Origin of the sequence: Agromyces albus, assembly GCF_030815405.1 — a bacterium.
In the GTDB taxonomy this organism is placed as follows: Bacteria; Actinomycetota; Actinomycetes; order Actinomycetales; family Microbacteriaceae; genus Agromyces; species Agromyces albus_A.
In genome coordinates this window covers 3,951,016-3,966,862 of record NZ_JAUSWX010000001.1, presented here as the reverse complement: position 1 = coordinate 3,966,862, position 15,847 = coordinate 3,951,016, and the positions used below count along the sequence as shown (strand labels likewise).

18 protein-coding genes are annotated in these 15,847 nt (G+C 71.0%); 6 read left to right on the top strand and 12 right to left on the bottom strand.

Annotated elements, in window-relative coordinates:
* Positions 1 to 19: 19 nt before the first annotated feature.
* The 12 genes from hemB to hemE form a co-directional block, all read right to left on the bottom strand.
* Positions 20 to 1,018, bottom strand: coding sequence for a porphobilinogen synthase (hemB, locus tag QFZ29_RS18835; RefSeq protein WP_306896022.1), 999 nt, complete (start codon positions 1,016 to 1,018; stop codon positions 20 to 22).
* Positions 1,019 to 1,068: 50 nt separating this feature from the next.
* The gene (locus tag QFZ29_RS18830; RefSeq protein WP_306896813.1) at positions 1,069 to 1,863 is read right to left on the bottom strand and encodes a uroporphyrinogen-III synthase; all 795 of its coding nucleotides are present in this window, start codon (positions 1,861 to 1,863) and stop codon (positions 1,069 to 1,071) included.
* 14 nt (positions 1,864 to 1,877) lie between these two features.
* Positions 1,878 to 2,831 (bottom strand): hydroxymethylbilane synthase, encoded by a 954-nt coding sequence (gene hemC, locus QFZ29_RS18825; RefSeq protein WP_306896020.1) that lies wholly within the window; start codon positions 2,829 to 2,831, stop codon positions 1,878 to 1,880.
* A complete protein-coding gene (locus QFZ29_RS18820; protein WP_306896018.1) occupies positions 2,828 to 3,904 on the bottom strand; it encodes a ferrochelatase in 1,077 nt (358 codons plus the stop codon). The genes hemC and QFZ29_RS18820 overlap by 4 nt, the downstream gene beginning before the upstream one ends.
* Entirely contained in the window at positions 3,904 to 4,641 is a 738-nt protein-coding gene (gene hemQ, locus QFZ29_RS18815; protein ID WP_306896016.1) for a hydrogen peroxide-dependent heme synthase, read from the bottom strand. The genes QFZ29_RS18820 and hemQ overlap by 1 nt, the downstream gene beginning before the upstream one ends.
* A gap of 101 nt (positions 4,642 to 4,742) precedes the next feature.
* Positions 4,743 to 5,867 (bottom strand): class I SAM-dependent methyltransferase, encoded by a 1,125-nt coding sequence (locus tag QFZ29_RS18810; protein ID WP_306896014.1) that lies wholly within the window; start codon positions 5,865 to 5,867, stop codon positions 4,743 to 4,745.
* A gap of 37 nt (positions 5,868 to 5,904) precedes the next feature.
* Entirely contained in the window at positions 5,905 to 6,591 is a 687-nt protein-coding gene (locus QFZ29_RS18805; RefSeq protein ID WP_306896012.1) for a GntR family transcriptional regulator, read from the bottom strand.
* Positions 6,592 to 6,613: 22 nt separating this feature from the next.
* Complete coding sequence (locus QFZ29_RS18800; RefSeq protein ID WP_306896011.1) at positions 6,614 to 6,907, bottom strand: DUF3618 domain-containing protein; 294 nt, start codon at positions 6,905 to 6,907, stop codon at positions 6,614 to 6,616.
* Positions 6,894 to 7,298, bottom strand: a complete 405-nt coding sequence (locus QFZ29_RS18795) for a phage holin family protein (protein WP_306896010.1) — start codon at positions 7,296 to 7,298, stop codon at positions 6,894 to 6,896. The genes QFZ29_RS18800 and QFZ29_RS18795 overlap by 14 nt, the downstream gene beginning before the upstream one ends.
* Before the next feature lie 22 nt (positions 7,299 to 7,320).
* Positions 7,321 to 7,743 carry a YtxH domain-containing protein gene (locus tag QFZ29_RS18790; protein WP_306896008.1) on the bottom strand — a complete coding sequence of 141 codons (423 nt, stop codon included), beginning with the start codon at positions 7,741 to 7,743 and terminating at the stop codon, positions 7,321 to 7,323.
* An 88-nt stretch (positions 7,744 to 7,831) separates the two neighbouring features.
* Positions 7,832 to 9,331 carry a protoporphyrinogen oxidase gene (gene hemG, locus QFZ29_RS18785; protein ID WP_306896006.1) on the bottom strand — a complete coding sequence of 500 codons (1,500 nt, stop codon included), beginning with the start codon at positions 9,329 to 9,331 and terminating at the stop codon, positions 7,832 to 7,834.
* Positions 9,328 to 10,476 carry a uroporphyrinogen decarboxylase gene (gene hemE, locus QFZ29_RS18780; protein ID WP_306896005.1) on the bottom strand — a complete coding sequence of 383 codons (1,149 nt, stop codon included), beginning with the start codon at positions 10,474 to 10,476 and terminating at the stop codon, positions 9,328 to 9,330. The genes hemG and hemE overlap by 4 nt, the downstream gene beginning before the upstream one ends.
* 163 nt (positions 10,477 to 10,639) lie before the next feature.
* On the opposite strand from hemE, the gene QFZ29_RS18775 reads away from it, so the two are divergent.
* From QFZ29_RS18775 to QFZ29_RS18750, 6 genes are all read left to right on the top strand, one after another.
* Complete coding sequence (locus tag QFZ29_RS18775) at positions 10,640 to 11,590, top strand: DMT family transporter (protein ID WP_306896003.1); 951 nt, start codon at positions 10,640 to 10,642, stop codon at positions 11,588 to 11,590.
* A gap of 30 nt (positions 11,591 to 11,620) precedes the next feature.
* Positions 11,621 to 12,163 carry a GNAT family N-acetyltransferase gene (locus QFZ29_RS18770; protein ID WP_306896001.1) on the top strand — a complete coding sequence of 181 codons (543 nt, stop codon included), beginning with the start codon at positions 11,621 to 11,623 and terminating at the stop codon, positions 12,161 to 12,163.
* A gap of 157 nt (positions 12,164 to 12,320) precedes the next feature.
* Positions 12,321 to 12,671 (top strand): VOC family protein, encoded by a 351-nt coding sequence (locus tag QFZ29_RS18765; RefSeq protein WP_306895999.1) that lies wholly within the window; start codon positions 12,321 to 12,323, stop codon positions 12,669 to 12,671.
* A 274-nt stretch (positions 12,672 to 12,945) separates the two neighbouring features.
* Complete coding sequence (locus QFZ29_RS18760) at positions 12,946 to 13,665, top strand: hypothetical protein (RefSeq protein WP_306895997.1); 720 nt, start codon at positions 12,946 to 12,948, stop codon at positions 13,663 to 13,665.
* Between the two features lie 76 nt (positions 13,666 to 13,741).
* Positions 13,742 to 15,073, top strand: coding sequence for a glutamyl-tRNA reductase (locus QFZ29_RS18755; RefSeq protein ID WP_306895995.1), 1,332 nt, complete (start codon positions 13,742 to 13,744; stop codon positions 15,071 to 15,073).
* Positions 15,074 to 15,138: 65 nt separating this feature from the next.
* Positions 15,139 to 15,843, top strand: coding sequence for a GNAT family N-acetyltransferase (locus QFZ29_RS18750; RefSeq protein WP_306895993.1), 705 nt, complete (start codon positions 15,139 to 15,141; stop codon positions 15,841 to 15,843).
* Positions 15,844 to 15,847: the final 4 nt, after the last annotated feature.

Sequence of the window (15,847 nt, the reverse complement as noted above, 5' to 3'; positions counted from 1 at the left end):
GTATCGAAACCGCTGTCGCTCACGCGAGGTCTCCCTTCCGGATCCAGTCGGCCAGTTCGAGGGCCCAGTACGTGAGCACGGCGTCGGCGCCGGCGCGACGGATGCCGCGCACGGTCTCGATCACGGCGCGCTTGCGGTCGATCCAGCCGTGCGCTGCGGCGGCCTCGACCATCGCGTACTCGCCCGACACCTGGTACGCCCAGACGGGCACGACGCTCGCGGCCGAGATGTCGGCGAGCACGTCGAGGTAGCTGCCGGCGGGCTTGACCATGACGATGTCGGCGCCCTCGTCGATATCGATGAGCGCCTCACGCAACCCCTCACGGCGGTTACCGGGGTCGAGCTGGTAGGTGCGGCGGTCGCCCTCGAGCGTCGACTCGATCGCGTCGCGGAACGGGCCGTAGAACGCCGACGCGTACTTGGCCGAGTAGGCGAGGATCGGCGTGTTGGCGAACCCGCTGCCGTCGAGCGCCTCGCGCACCGCGGCGACCTGGCCGTCCATCATGCCCGAGAGGCCGAGGAGCTGGGATCCGGATGCCGCCTGCACGACCGCCATCTCCTGGTAGCGCTCGAGCGTGGCGTCGTTGTCGACCCGCCCGAGCATGTCGAGCACGCCGCAGTGGCCGTGATCGGTGAACTCGTCGAGGCAGAGATCGGTCTGCACGACGAGGGCCCCGTCGGCCGCATCGGCGGCGACTCGCGTGGCGAGGTTCAGGATGCCCTCGGGGTCGGTCGCGCCCGAGCCGCGGGCGTCGCGCTGCTCGGGCACGCCGAAGAGCATGACACCGCCGAGTCCAGCCGCCGCGGCATCCGTCACCGCTCCCGGCAGGCTCTCGAGGCTGTGCTGCACGACCCCCGGCATCGAGGCGATCGGCAGGGGTGCCACAGCGCCCTCGCGCAGGAAGATCGGGAGCACGAGGTCGGCGGGGTCGAGCCGGGTCTCGGAGACGAGCCGCCGCATGGCGGGGGTCGCGCGGAGACGGCGCGGACGGTCGCGGGGAGCGGGCGTGGGACTCACACGACCAAGCCTACGGTGCGGCACCGGCGACCCGAGCGTCGAGCGACAGGTCAGGCGTTCGCCGTCGCCGCCGTCACGACGGCGTCGATGAGGGACTCGGCGGTGCGCTCGCGCGCCACGACGTCGACGCGCAGGCCGAGCTCGGCGGCGTCGCGCTGCGTCTGCGGGCCGATCGCCGCGACGAGGATCGACTCGGGAATCGGCCCGAGTTGCTGCTGCACCTGCTCGGCCACGCTGCCGGAGGTCACGAGCACGGCGTTCACGCGGCCGGCCCGAACGTCGGCTGCAACCTTCGACGCCACCGGCACACCCACGGTGCGGTAGGCGACGACGGCCTCGACGTGGTGCCCGGCGCGGGCCAGGCCGAGGGAGAGCACTTGCTTCGCGATCGCCGAACGGAGCGCCAGGATCCGCAGCGGGGTGACGCCGCCGGTCGCGGCCTCCCACTCCTCGAGCAGGCCCTGCGCCGAGTTGTCTTCGGCCGGCACGATGTCGACGTGGTAGCCGGCGGCGAGGAGCGCGGCGGCCGTGGTCTCACCGACGGCGGCGACCTTGGTCTCTTCGGGGATGACCGCGCCGTAGGACGAGAGCACGTCGACCGTCGTCGCGCTCGTGACCGTGAGCCAGTCGAAGCCGCCGGCGGCGAGCTTCGCAAGCGCCGCCTCGAGGGCAGGCTGGTCGTCGGTCGGCGCGAAATTGATGAGCGGGGCCACGATGGGTGTTGCGCCGCGCGCACGAAGCGCCGCTGCGACCCCGTCGCCCCACGGTCCGCCACGCGGGACGAGTACTCGCCATCCGGCCAGGGGCTTGCCCCCGCCAGAAGGCAGATTGATCGCGCCGGTCATCGGCTCGAATTCGCTCACTGCGACTCCTCAGGTGGTGCGAGTTCGGCGGCGCCGTTGCCGAGGAGTTCTGCGACGGCCCGTTCGGCGACGTCGCGTGCCGCATCCGCCAGATCGGCGGCCGAGCGGCTGTCGGGGGTGGCCGCGTGCGAGCTCGTGAGCTGCCGCGTCCCGTCGGCACTGTACACCGTCGCAGTCAGGAACAGAAGTTCCCCATCGACGAACGCGGTCGCACCCACCGGGGCGGTGCAACCCGCCTCGAGGCCCGCGAGCACGAGCCGTTCGGCGAGCACCGTGGCACGGCTCGTGCCGTGGTCGATCGAGTCGAGTGCGAGTTCGAGCTGGCGATCTCCGCGCGCTCGGCGCACCTCGATCGCAAGGGCGCCCTGCCCCGGCGCCGTGGGCCAGTCGCTGAGCTCGAAGAGCTCGGTCACGGCCTCCATGCGCCCGAGCCGGCCGAGCCCCGCGGCCGCGAGCACGACCGCGTCGAGCTCACCGGTCTCGACCTTGCCGAGGCGCGTGTCGATGTTGCCGCGGATGTCGACGGCCACCACGTCGGGCCGAGCGGCGGCGAGCTGGGCGATGCGCCGCGGCGAGCCCGTGCCGATGCGCGCACCGGCCGGGAGGGTCTCGAGCGTCAGCCCGTCGCGCGCGCAGAGCGCGTCGCGCGCGTCGGCGCGCTTCGGCACCGCACCGAGCCGGAGCTGCGGGTGGTCGGCCGTCGGGAGGTCTTTCAGGGAGTGCACGACGACGTCGCACTCGCCGGCGATGAGCGCCTCGCGGAGGGCGGCGGCGAAGACGCCGGTGCCGCCGAGCGACGAGAGCGACGCCCGCGAGGTGTCGCCCTCGGTCGTGACCGGCACGAGTTCGATCTCGGCGCCCGTGGCCTTCGCAAGCCGATCGGCGATCTGGCGTGTCTGGGCCATCGCCAGGGCGCTCGCCCTGGTGCCCACCCGGATGACCGCGGTCATCGCGTTGTCGCCTCCACTGCCGGCACCGCGGGGTCGGACGAAACGACCGCCCCGCTCGCGACGCGCGCATGATCGGGCCACGGGCCGAGGCTCGTGAGGTGCGGCCGCTCTTCGGTCGGCACGTCGTTGACGCGTTCGAGCACGAGGTCGACGAGGCCGCGCACGAACGCCGGGTGCACGCCGGGCGTGGGCACGCGGCGCACTTCGAGGCGGTGCTCGCCGGCCGTCGCGACCGCTTCGTTGTCGAGGTCCCACATGACCTCCATGTGGTCGCTCACGAACCCGAACGGCACGATCACGACGGCGTCGGCGCGCCCGCCCACGGCGAGCTCGCCGATCGCGTCGTTGATGTCGGGTTCGAGCCACGGGGTGCGCGGGTCGCCCGATCGCGACTGGTAGGCGAGCGACCACGGTGCGTCGGGCGCGGCGGCCTCACTGATGACGGATGCCACGGCGAGGTGCTGCGCCACATACGCGCCGCCATCGCCGAACTCGGGACCCGATGCCACGGCTGCGGCGGTCGGGATGGAGTGCGTGACATAGAGCACGTGGATGCGATCGGGCGCGACGCCCGCCGCGACGAGGGAGGCGGCGGCATCCGTCACCCCCTCGACGAAGGGCTGCACGAACCCGGGGTGATCGAAGAACTCACGGATGCGATCGATCGAGACGCGCGTGCCTGCGGTGGCCTTCTCGAAGTCTTCGCGGTACTGCCCCACGCCCGAATACGAGGTGTAGGCGCTCGTGACGAGGCCGAGCAGCTCGGTGTGGCCGTTCGCCTCGGCCTCGGCGACGACGTCGCGGAAGTACGGCGCCCAGTTGCGGTTGCCCCAGTACACGGGCAGGTCGATGTCGCGCGCGGCGAGCTCGGCTTCGAGCGCCGCCTTCAGCTGCCGGTTCTGTTCGTTGATCGGGCTCACGCCGCCGAAGTGGCGGTAGTGGTGCGCGACCTCTTCAAGTCGCTCGTCGGGGATGCCGCGACCGGCCGTGACGTTGCGGAGGAACGGGATCACGTCGTCTTGGCCCTCGGGGCCGCCGAAGCTCGACAGGAGGATCGCGTCGTAGTGCGTCACTACTGCAGCACCTCCACGAGCTCGGCCGTCGAGATGCGGCGGCCGGTGAAGAACGGCACCTCTTCGCGCACGTGCATGCGTGCGTCGGTGGCGCGCAGGTCGCGCATGAGGTCGACGAGGTCGGTGAGCTCGTCGGCCTCGAGCGGCAGCAGCCACTCGTAGTCGCCGAGCGCGAACGACGCGACGGTGTTGGCGACGACCCCGCGGAAGGCGGCGCCCTTGCGGCCGTGCTCGGCGAGCATACGGCTGCGCTCGTCGGGCGGGAGGAGGTACCAGTCGTAGCTGCGCACGAACGGGTAGACGGTGAGCCAACCCTTCGGCTCGACACCGCGCAGGAACCCGGGCACGTGCGCCTTGTTGAACTCGGCGTCGCGGTGCACGCCCATGGCGTTCCACGTGGGGAGTAGCGAGCGCAGGAGCCGGGCGCGACGCAGCTCGCGGAGCGCCCACTGCAGCCCTTCGGCCGTCGGGCCGTGCAGCCAGAGCATCACGTCGGCGTCGGAGCGGAGGCCCGACACGTCGTAGATGCCGCGCAGGGTGATGCCCTCGTTCTCGACGAGCGAGATCACGCCGTCGATCTCGTCGACGAAGCGCGGCACGTCGTGTCCGTCGAGGTCGTCGGGTCGCTCGGGGTCTCGACGGAGCACGGCGAAAACCGTGTAGCCCTCGAGAATCTGCTCGGCGTCGGAATCGGTTTGGAGCGCGTCGGCTGCCGCTTCGGCAGCGGGGGAAGACATGCTCCTATCCTCCCCCTTCCCCGCTGTACCGCCAAAAGCGCTACGCAGACGCATCGATGCAGACGGTGCCGCAGACGGATGACGGATGCCGCCGGCCGGCGTCAGCGCACGAGCCGCGTGAAGCGGAACGACGCGAAGCCCTCGATCGGCAGCTCCTCGATGCCCGTGAAGCCCGCCTCTTGCGCATAGCGCTCGAGCGTCGACTGGCGCATGACCGTGCCGGTGCCGACCGACCCCGGGCTCGAGAGGCTGTCGGGCAGGCAGACGAGGATGCTGTAGCCGTACATGAGCCGCTCGACCTCGTCGCCGTCGGGCGCGAACCGCTCGGCGACGGCCTCGTCCATGATGACGACCTCGCCGTCGTCGCGCGCCGCCCTCCGGATCGCCGCGAGCACGTCGACGGGATACGGCATGTCGTGCAGCGCCTCGAACACGAACGCGGCGTCGAAGCGGCCCTCCGCGGACAGCTCCTCACCGCCGACGACATGGAACCTGACATGCTCGCCGAGCCCCGCTTCCGCGGCGTGCCGGCGCGCAGCCTCGATCGACGGCGCGTCGACGTCGAAGCCCTCGACGCGCGCGTCGGGGTAGGCCCGAGCAAGGGCGAGTGTCGACCAACCGTGGCCGCAGCCGACATCCGCTATTCGGGCGCCGGGCCGTGACAGCACCTGGTGCAGGGAGTCGACCGATGCGAGCGCAGGTGCGAGCCGCTGCTCGAACCACGGCCGGTTGATGTCGCCCTGTGACTCGTGGGCGTCGTCGCCGAGTTGCTGCCATGAGACGCCGCCGCCGGTGCGGTACGCGCCGGCGAGCTGCGGGAGTTGAACTGCGGAGGCGGCGATCATGCGGGCGACGGGCGCGAGGTAGTCGAGCGATGTCTCGTCGGTCAGCACCTCCGCGTGGGCGGCCGGCAGTGCGAAATGGCGGTCGGATGCCGCGACCTCCGCGAGGTCCGCCTCGGTCTCGTCGACGGTGAGGATGCCGCTCACCGCTTGCTGTTCGAGCCACTCCCGCGCGTACCGCTCGTCGGTCCCCGTTCTCCGGGCGAGCTCGCTCGAACTCAGCGGCCCGTACTCGGCGAGCGCGCGGTACCAGCCGAGCCGGTCGCCGAGGTTGATGCTGAGTATCTCGAACGCGCCGAGCACCGACCCGAACACGCGGTCGGCGAACTGCGTGGTGGCGGCGCCCTCGATCTCCTCGCTTCCCACCGTCGATTCATCGGACATGAGCGTTCCTTCCCTGTGCCGCGGTCGGATGCCGCGATCAGCCTCCGACGAGCAATCGCGTTGAGTGCTCGAGGTGTTCGCGCAGCGCCGACGGGCCGCGAGCGGGCAGCTCGTCGAGCAGGGCGCGATGCTCGGCGATGAGGCTCCCGAGCGTGTAGTGCGGGCGCACGTGCAACAGGAACAGCAGCAGTTCGCTGCCGAGTGCCGTATGCGTCTCGATGATGCGAGGGCTCGCGGATGCCGCGACGAGCGCCCGGTGGAAATCGGCGTGGATGCGCTCCACCTCGAGCCAGTCGACGGCCTCGCCTTGCGCCTCCCGTTCGCGTACCGCGTCGAGGCGGTCGAGCGCGTCGCGCGCGGGCGCGAGCACCGACTCGGGCCACTCCTCGCCGAAGCCGAAGCGATCCCCCGCGATGCGCACCGCCTCGACCTCGAGCGCCGCGCGCAGCTGCTGCAGCGCGATCACCTGGTCGCGATCGAAGCTCGTCACCCGCACTCCGCGGTAGGCCTCGGCGACCGCGAGCCGCTCGGCGACGAGGCGCTGGAATGCGGCTCGCACGGTGTGCCGGGACACCGCGTAGTGCTCGGCGGCGGATTCCTCGCGCAAGGGAGAGCCGGGCGCGAGCGCGCCGCTCAGGATGTCGGCGCGAACGGCGGCGGCGACCCGGTCGACGGCGGTCTGGGCGACCGCGGCGTGCGCGGGGGCTGCGGCACTCGTGGGCATCGCAGCATCCGCCCGCTCGCTGCTACCGGTCGAGGTTCGCACGCACGACGAGCCAGACCGTCACCCCGACGGCAGCGACCGCCGCCACGGCGACGCCGATCGCGACGACCGGCTGCTCGTCGGCGAACCTGCGCAGGCGCACCTTGGCCTCGGCCGTCTTGATCTTGAACTGCTTCGGCACGTTGAGCTTGTCTTCGAGCGCGCTGAGCGTCGAGACGAGATCGGCTCTCGCGGCCGCGGCGTTGTCGTGCGCCTGGATGCGGGTGAGGTTTCGTTCGGTCTTCTTGTTCAGCCGGGGCCGGTCAGTAGCGGTCATAGTCGCCGACTCCCTTCACTGCGTCGAGGTCTTGGCGCACGCTCTCGATGGTCTCGAGCGGTTCGCTGCCGCGCTTGAAGCTCAGCCAGGCGATGCCGAGCAGGATCAGCACGATGAGCAGCAGCACGCCCGAGACGATGAGCGCGGCCGCCCAGCCGGGCAACACGAGCGAGAGCGCGAGGATGCCCGTGGCGATGAGCGTGCCGAGCAGGAAGATGCCGACGAATCCGGCGATCACGATCAGCCCGGCGCCGATGCCGAAGTGCTTCGCCTTGTAGCCGAGTTCGGCCTTGATCTGGTCGATCTCGGCGCGAATGAGGGTCGAGAACCGCTCGGGGAGCTCACCGATGAGGGTGAGCAGTGAGCGCTCGTCGTTCACTGGTGCAGCCATCGCGTGGTCACCTTCCGCGCGATCAGGAGTCGGATGCCGCGGTCGACCCGCGCGGCTTCGTGGCGGGTTTCACGATCTTGGGCTTGGCCTTCTCGCCCGTGGCGCCCGGACCGCCCGTCGGCTCGTCGCCGACTCTCGTGGGCCCGGAGGACTCCGTCTTGCCGCCGGCCGACGACTTCGGCTTCGCGGTCGACGACTTCGCCCCGCTCTCGCCCTTCGTGACGGTGCGGACGAACGACTTCACGTTGTCGAGCACGACGTCGCTGAGGTCTCCCACCCGTGACGCGGCGAATTCTTTCGCGGTGTCGACGCCCTCCTGCACGGCGGGCGTGTTCCAGATCTTCTCCGCGCCCTTGCGGATCTGCTCATAGCGTTCTCGGCCCGCTCGCGTGCCGAGCACGTAGCCGACTCCCAACCCGACGGCGAAGAGGATCTTGCCCTTCATGTGAAACCCCATTCCATGTAGGCGTCTAACCAGAGTAGACCCCGCGCCGCGGCGCGCAAGGGGGTTGCGCCGCAATATTCCCCTCGGGCTATGCGATGTCGCCGGGGTGCACGACGTCGTGCCGGATGCGTCGTGCAGCCGCGAGCGCGTGCGGAATCACCGACGCCAGGCCCGTGCCCGAGACCCACGAGCCGGTCGCCTCGATGCCCGGTTCCGCGGCGAGCGCTTCGTCGAGTGCGCGCACCCGATCGCGCTGGCCGAGCGCCGCGTGCGAGAGCGCGTCGCGCCACGCGGTGCGCGCCGAGGCCCTCAGCATGGTCTTGTCGAGCGGAACGCCGAGCAGCGCCGCAGCGTCGGCGAGCGCGAGCCGCGCGACCTCGTCGTCGCTCAGGCCATCGAGCGGGTTGGGTTCGCCTGCCCGCCCGTACGAAAGGCGCACGACGTGGCGACCGCCCGCGGCCTCGGCGAGCCACGACCATTTCGCGGTCGCGTGGGTGAGTGCCTTCGCGCTCACGCCGGGGGTTCCGGATGCCACGAGCACGCCGGTTCCGCGCGGTGCGGCGTCGAGCGCGGGTGCCTCGAGCACGAGGGTCACGAGTTCGACGGATGCCGCGGCCGGCCAGCTCGAGGCATCCGCCCATCCCTCGACGGCGTCGCCGAGCAGGCGGCGCGAGGTCTGCGCCGGGGCGGCGAGCACGACATAGCGGGCGTCGACCAGGAGCTCGGCCACGGGAGTCGTCGCGGTGACGCGCCATTCCGGGGCTTCGGTGTGCGATCGCTCGAGTCCGTTCACCTCGGCGAAGGTGACGACCGTCACGCCGAACCGCTCGAGCTCGCGCCGCAACGCGTCGACGAGACGGTGCATGCCGCCGCGAAGGCCCAGCACGGCACTGCCGGCCTTGCGCGCCTCGACGAGCTCGCCGACGCCGCCCGAGAGCGAGCCGGCGCGGGTCATCGCCTCGTTGAGTCCGGGAGCCACGACGTCCAGGTCGAGGTCGTCGGGATCGGCCGAGTACACGCCGGCCGAGATCGGGGTCACGAGCCGGTCGAGCACGGCCTGCCCCATGCGTGATCGCACGAGCTGTCCGAGGCTGTGGGCGCGGCCGATGCGCACGATGGGCATGATCCGGTCGGCATACGCGCGGATCGCGCCGCCCCAGCCGATGATGCGCCGCACGTCGTCGCCGAGCGGGTTCGCGGGGATGCCGAGCACGCCCGTGCGCGGCAATGGCGCTGTCGTGAGAGCGCCGCTCGAGCCGGGCATGGCGAGCCACGCGCCAGCCGGGTTCGGTCGCTCGATGTCGCCCGCGAGGCCGAGCGAGCCGAGGAGCTCCTCGACCGAGCCGCCGCGGGTCGCGAAGGACTCGGCGCCGCTGTCGAGCGAGAGTCCGTCGAGCTCGACGCGGCCGACGCATCCGCCGACCTCCTCGCGCCGTTCGAGGACCGTGACGCGCAAGCCGACCTTGGCGCACTCGAGTGCCGCCACGAGGCCCGCGACGCCGCCGCCGACCACGACGACGTCGGCTTCGAGGCTGATGGTCTCGAGGTCGTCGTCGGACCCGAGCGACACGTTCGGCTCGTCGCTCATGCGCCTGCCTCGTGCACGAGCTCGACCACCCGGGTGAGCACGGTGGGATCGGTCTCGGGCGGCACGCCGTGGCCGAGGTTGAAGACGTGGGCCGGAGCGACCTGCCCGCGGCGCAGCACCTCGCTCACGGCGCCCTCGAGCACGGGCCAGGGCGCGGCGAGCAGTGCGGGGTCGAGGTTGCCCTGCAGGGGAACGCCCGCGCCGACGCGCTGGGCGGCGACGTCGAGCGGCACGCGGTAGTCCACGCCGACGGTGTCGACGCCGACGCCCTCCATCGCGCCGAGCAGTTCGCCGGTGCCGACGCCGAAGTGCACCACCGGCACGTGGCGGGTCACGGCCGTGCCCGCGGCATCCGTCGCCTCGTACTCGAGGTCGTGCACGAAGCTGAGCGCCTTCGCCGAGGCGGGCGCGACGTGGCGCTCGTAGTCCTCGAGCGAGAGGGCGCCGGCCCACGAGTCGAAGAGCTGGGCGGCGGATGCCCCGGCGAGCACCTGTGCACGCAGGAAGCGTCCGCTGAGTTCGGCCGTCCAGTCCATGAGCGCGCGCCAGGCGCCCGCGTCGGCGTGCATGAGCGTGCGGGCGGCGAGGTGGTCTTTCGACGGGCCGCCCTCGGCGAGGTACGCCGCGAGCGTGAACGGCGCCCCGGCGAACCCGATGAGCGGCGTGGCGGTGGCGGATCCGTTGTCGGTGATGTTGAGCTCGGCGATCGTGCGTTCGACCGCCTCCGAAATCGGCCCCGATGCATCATCAAGCCGAGCAGGATCAACGCTCGTCAACTCCGCGACCCCCGCGGCATCCGCGTATCCCCTACCGAACACGGGCCCGCGCCCCGGCTGGATCTCGACATCGACGCCCACGAGCTTCAACGGCACGACGATGTCGCTGAAGAAGATGCCCGCGTCGACCTTGTGCCGACGCACGGGCTGCAGCGTGATCTCGCTCGCCATCTCGGGGTCGAGGCACGCGTCGAGCATGCGCGTGCCGACGCGCAGGTCGCGATACTCGGGCAGCGACCGCCCGGCCTGCCGCATGAACCACACGGGCGTCGTGTCCGAACGCTCTCCCCTATATGCGCGCACGAGGCGCGAGTCAGACGTGAGGCCGGCGGAGAGCGGATGCTGCGGGGAGAGGATCACGCGTGACATTGTCTCGTATCGGGCTGAGGGTCTCCGTGCGAGCGCTGCTCCAGCACGATCTGCATGGACTGGGCCGTGACCGACCGACTGCTTTCCGACGTCGATCCGCGATCCTCTGCCAGATCGCCGGCGGCGTCGCGGCGGCGCCCGCGCACCCAACTAGCTTCAGTCTGTGAGCACTGCGCAACGAACGAAGACCGTGACCCCACTCGTCTACATCGCCATCGGCGTGACGATCCTGGCGTGGGCGAGCGCGTTCATCGTCGTTCGGAGCACCGCGCCCCACTTCACCGCCGGCGGGCTCGCGCTCGGACGGCTCATCGTCGGCTCCATCCTGCTGGCCCCGTTGCTGCTGCGGCACAAGTGGATCGCGCCGACGCGTCGCGAGTGGTTGCTCCTGTTGGGTTTCGGCGGCCTGTGGTTCGGCGGCTACAGCATTCTGCTCAACCTCGCCGAGCAGACGCTCGACGCCGGCACGACCGCGATGATCGTCAACATCGGCCCGATCCTGATCGCCCTCGGCGCCGGGATCTTCCTCGGCGAGGGCCTTCCGAGGTGGCTCCTGATCGGCACGGCGGTCGCGTTCCTCGGTGTCGTGCTCATCGGCGTCGGCACGGGCGGTTCGGTGCTCGGCGCCGGCATCGGCGTGTTCTGGGCGCTGCTCGCCGCCCTCACCTACGCCGCCGGCGTGCTGTTCCAGAAGCCCGTGCTCGCGAGGCTTCCCAGTGCGCAAGTGGTCTGGCTCGGCTGCGTGATCGGAATGGTCGTCTGCCTGCCGTTCGCCGGTGAGTTCATCGCGGGCATCCAGTCCGCCCCGGTCGAAGGGCTGATCGGCATGATCTGGCTCGGCGCGATTCCCACGGCGCTCGGCTACACGACGTGGTCCTATGCCCTGTCACGGATGCCCGCGGGCCAGCTCGGCGTCTCGACCTACATCGTCCCGCCGGTGACGATCGTGCTCAGCCTCATCCTGTTCGCCGAGGTTCCGGCCCTCCTCGCGATCGTGGGCGGCGTGATCGCCCTCGTCGGCGTCGCCCTGTCGCGCCGAAGGGTGCCGAGTCCCGAGCCGGCAGAGGTTCCTGCTGCGCGACCGCCCGAGCCGGTCGGCCGCTCGCGGAAGTGACGGTCTCAAGCCGGGTTGCGACAATCGACCATGGCCTTTGAACCACGGATGCTGCAGCCGCCGATCGAGCTCCCGGCCGATGCCGCTCTGCCGCGTGGCCTCGTGGTGCGTCGCCCTCGCGTCGCCGACCAACCGGCCGTCGTCGCCGCGATCCCGGACTGGTGGGGCATGCCCGCCACCTCGCTCCACCTGCTGCTGCCGCCGCTGTTCTTCCAGCATTTCAGCGACACGAGCTTCCTCGCCGAAGACGCCGACGGCCTGGCCGCCTTCCTCATCGGCTTCCATTCCCACGCCCAACCGGACGTCGCGTACATCCATTTCGTCGGCGTGCGCCCCGACCTCCGCCACCTCGGCCTCGCCCGCACCCTCTACGAGACATTCTTCGCCGAGGCCCGTGCCGCCGGATGCCACCGCGTCGACGCGATCACCGGAGTGCCGAACCGCCGCTCCCAGGCGTTCCACGCGGCGCTCGGCTTCGAGGCATCCGGCGACACCGACTACGACGGCGTGCGCGCCTGGCGCGACTACGACGGGCCGGGCGAGCACCGGGTGGCGTTCTCGCGGGCGCTCTGACAGGCGGGCGCACTCTGGCCCCGTATGAGTCCGAAGGTGAGTCACACTTCTCACCGCCGCGAAGCCGAGACAACGGGGATCGACATATGGAGCGCGTGACAGGCACCGGTGGAGTGTTCTTCTCCATCCCTCGCCTCGCCCGCTCTACGGTTGACCCATGCCACGGATCACCACCGCATTCATCCCCGTCGAGGACCCGAAGAGCTCCGCAGCCTGGTATCGCGACACCTTCGCCTTGACGATCCGGGAGACGGGCGAAGCGAGTGCCGTGCTCGGGGGCGACGACGGCACGGCCATCACTCTGCTCGGGCCGGCAAGCGGGATCGCCCAGCGTCCGGGCCTCGAGTGGGCCACGTGCAACTTTCTGGTGTCCAACCTCGATGGCACACGGGAGTCGCTTCGCGCGGCGGGGATGGACGTCTCGGGGATTTCGGGAGACCCCGATCAATGCCGGTTCTTCACGACACGCGACCCGGATCGCAACATGCTGCTCATCACCGATCGCTGATCGCGTCCGGTCGACGCCAGACCGCTCACGTCGCGCCTGCGCACGCGCCAAGTGGGACAAGCGCCCCAAAAAATACTGTCGCTGAGAGCGCTCCCGCGCTACAGTCGGTTCCGTCGTGTTCACCCAAACATGGCGACGCGCCGAGTTCCCGATGACGCGCCTCCGCCCCCCACGGAGAAGACATGCCCGATATCGTGCTGTGCCCCCGACCCGTTGAATCACACCTGACCTCGCCGCCAGGTCCGCCCGTGTCCAGATGCCGGGTGGTCGAGCGATGAACGTCGCCGCGCCCCACCGTCGCGGCCTCACCGCGGTGATCGCCGCCGCTGCGGCGCTCCTCATCGGCGGCATCATCGCCGGCTCGTCGTTCCTCGACCGGCTGATGACCCTGCTGCCACCGGTGCCCGGCCCTCGTGCCGCCGCCAGCTTCGTCGCGATCGTGGCGATCGGCGCGTTCGTCTGGCTGTTCATGCACCTCAACGATCTTGCCCGCGCCCGCTCGCGACGAGCGGCGCTCGAGGCGACCATGCGGGGCGAGGTGAGCTGCGGCATCCGGAGCCGGATGCTCGTGCGCAGCCTGAACGACCTTCTGCCCGAGGGGTCGCGCGAAGTGCAGCTCGCGCGACGCTATTCGATCGTCGTCGACCCCTTCGGCATCTCTTTCTGGAACGGCGGGCGCCGGCCGCAGCGCGCGATTCAGTTCCCGTGGCGCGAGGTGCGTAACATCCGCAGCGACACGATCGTGGTGGGCACGTCTCTCGTCCCGGTGCTCGTAATGCGCGTGCGCCGCGGCGGCACGAGCGTCGAGTTGCCGATCATGCTCGGCACCGAACGCCCGGGCTCGTTCGCGCTCAGCGAAGCCCCGTTCTACGCGGTCGTGCGCAGCTGGAAAGCCAAGCACCGCGACGCGCTGAAGGCCGAGGGCCTCGACCTGCGCCCCACGACGGCACCGACCTCGCTGGGTCGGTCGAGGTCGCAATTGGCGATGCGCTGAGCTGCGCGACATCCGCTCGATTCACCCGATGACGCGCCACGGCAAAAGCGGATTCGACGGCGGGTAGAATCGTCTCGTGCTCATCTGCCTCACCGCGAGTCACAAGAACGCCGGGTTCGACACACTCGAGCGTCTTTCGGCGAACGCGGAACACGCCGCGCCGCGCATCCTCGCGGTCGACGATGCGGTTCAGGGCGCCGTCGTAGTGGCCACCTGCAATCGCTTCGAGGCCTACCTCGACCTCGACGCGCCTGAGGGATCGTCGCCGGTTCCGCTCGTGCACGAGGCGATCCGCGCGGTGGGCACGGCTGCCGGCCTCGAGCCCGAAGAGCTGCGCACGACCTTCGGCTTCGTGCATGGCAACGCCGTGGCCGGCCACCTGTTCGCCGTGGCATCCGGGCTCGAATCCGTCGTCATCGGCGAGGGCGAGATCGCCGGCCAGGTGCGCCGTTCGCTCGAGCGCGCCCGTGCCGAGGGCACGACGACCCCCGACCTCGAGCGCCTCTTCCAGCGTGCCTCGCAGACTTCACGCCGCGTGAAGAACCAGACCGGCATCGGCGGCGCAGGCCGCTCGCTCGTGCGCCTCGCCCTCGACCTCGCCGAGAGCCGCGTGCCCGACTGGGCCGAGGCCCGGGTGCTGCTCGTCGGCACCGGCCGCTACGCCGGCGCGTCGCTCGCGGCACTGCGCGAGCGCGGCGCGATCGACGTGCGCGTGTACTCTCCCTCGGGCCGCGCGGGCAAGTTCGCGGCCAGCCACGCGATCGACGCTGTGACCAAGGCCGACTACGCGGTCGCCGCGGCGAGCGCCGACGTCATCGTCACGTGCACCACGGTCGAGCACCACGTGGTCGACAAAGCGGTGCTCACCGAGGGCCGCGCCGTGCTCGCGGCATCCGCTTCCGACGGGCTCAAGCCGGGCGCACGCCAGCTCGTCGTCGACCTGGGTCTTCCCCGCAACGTCGCCCCCGACGTCGCCGAGGTGCCCGGCGTCGACCTGCTCGACCTCGAGACCATTCGCATCCACGCTCCGCTCGAAGAGCTCGGAGCCACGGATGCCGCCCGCGAGATCGTCGGCCGCGCCGCCCGCACCTTCGGCGAGTCGCGCGAAGAGCTCGACGTCGCCCCCGCGGTGGTCGCCCTGCGCAAGCACGTCTTCGGAATCCTCGAAGACGAGATCGAGCGCGCTCGCGCCCGTGGCGACGAAGACGGCCGCACCGAGGCCGCGCTCCGCCACCTGGCCGGCGTGCTGCTGCACACCCCGATGGTGCGCTCCCGCGAGCACGCGCGTGCCGGCGAGCAGCGCGCGTGGGTCGACGGTGTCGCGGCGGTCTTCGGTGTGACGCCGGATGCCGCGGTGTCCGAGGTTTCGCGACCGCAGTCCGCGACCGGGGCGGCCGACGCGTCCTGAGTCTCGGTCCGTCGTGTGATCGTTTCGCTGCGGCATCCGCTCGTGGACTCAGTAGATTTGTAGACGTGCACGAGACGGCCGGGCCTGCAGTGAATGACGTGGATGATGAGCGCACGAACCTCGCGGCAGCCGACGGGCCGCCCGCCCTCGCCGTGCCGTACGACGCGACGCATCTCGACGCGACGCCGCTTCGCACCGAGCGCATGGTGCTCCGACCGCTCCTGCCGAGCGACGCCGACGACGTCTACGAGTACCAGCGACTGCCCGAGGTGCTGCGGTTCATCCCGTGGCCGGAGCGCGACCGCGAAGAGGGCCGGCAGCACACCGAGAAGCGCGCCGCGTGGCGCACCATCGCCGACGACGATGACGCACTGATCTTCGCGATGGTGCTCGTGGGTGAGCCATCGCTGTCGTTCTCGCGCGAAGGTACCAAGGGCGACCGCGTCATCGGCGACCTGATGTTGCGCGTGTCGAGTGCGGAGCATGCGCAGCTCGAGATCGGATGGGTCGTGCATCCCGCCTTCCAGGGCCGCGGCCTTGCGTTCGAGGGCGCGCGCGAGGTGCTGCGATTCGCGTTCGAGTCGCTCAGGGCGCACCGCGTTCAAGCCCTGCTCGCTTCACGCAACCTCGCCTCGGCGGCGCTCTGCGAGCGCCTCGGAATGCGCCGCGAGGGAACGATGCTCGAAGAGGAGTACCACTACGGCGAGTGGGAGGACACGGCGGTCTACGGCATCTTGCGGCGCGAGTGGACCGCGGAGGCCGCCCGATAGCGCA

Coding starts and splice junctions, on each gene's coding strand:
- QFZ29_RS18830 (WP_306896813.1), bottom strand. CDS start 1,863: ATGACCGGCGCGATCAATCTGCCTTCTGGCGGGGGCAAGCCCCTGGCC.
- hemC (WP_306896020.1), bottom strand. CDS start 2,831: ATGACCGCGGTCATCCGGGTGGGCACCAGGGCGAGCGCCCTGGCGATG.
- hemQ (WP_306896016.1), bottom strand. CDS start 4,641: ATGTCTTCCCCCGCTGCCGAAGCGGCAGCCGACGCGCTCCAAACCGAT.
- QFZ29_RS18810 (WP_306896014.1), bottom strand. CDS start 5,867: ATGTCCGATGAATCGACGGTGGGAAGCGAGGAGATCGAGGGCGCCGCC.
- QFZ29_RS18805 (WP_306896012.1), bottom strand. CDS start 6,591: ATGCCCACGAGTGCCGCAGCCCCCGCGCACGCCGCGGTCGCCCAGACC.
- QFZ29_RS18800 (WP_306896011.1), bottom strand. CDS start 6,907: ATGACCGCTACTGACCGGCCCCGGCTGAACAAGAAGACCGAACGAAAC.
- QFZ29_RS18795 (WP_306896010.1), bottom strand. CDS start 7,298: ATGGCTGCACCAGTGAACGACGAGCGCTCACTGCTCACCCTCATCGGT.
- QFZ29_RS18790 (WP_306896008.1), bottom strand. CDS start 7,743: ATGAAGGGCAAGATCCTCTTCGCCGTCGGGTTGGGAGTCGGCTACGTG.
- hemG (WP_306896006.1), bottom strand. CDS start 9,331: ATGAGCGACGAGCCGAACGTGTCGCTCGGGTCCGACGACGACCTCGAG.
- hemE (WP_306896005.1), bottom strand. CDS start 10,476: ATGTCACGCGTGATCCTCTCCCCGCAGCATCCGCTCTCCGCCGGCCTC.
- QFZ29_RS18770 (WP_306896001.1), top strand. CDS start 11,621: ATGGCCTTTGAACCACGGATGCTGCAGCCGCCGATCGAGCTCCCGGCC.
- QFZ29_RS18765 (WP_306895999.1), top strand. CDS start 12,321: ATGCCACGGATCACCACCGCATTCATCCCCGTCGAGGACCCGAAGAGC.
- QFZ29_RS18760 (WP_306895997.1), top strand. CDS start 12,946: ATGAACGTCGCCGCGCCCCACCGTCGCGGCCTCACCGCGGTGATCGCC.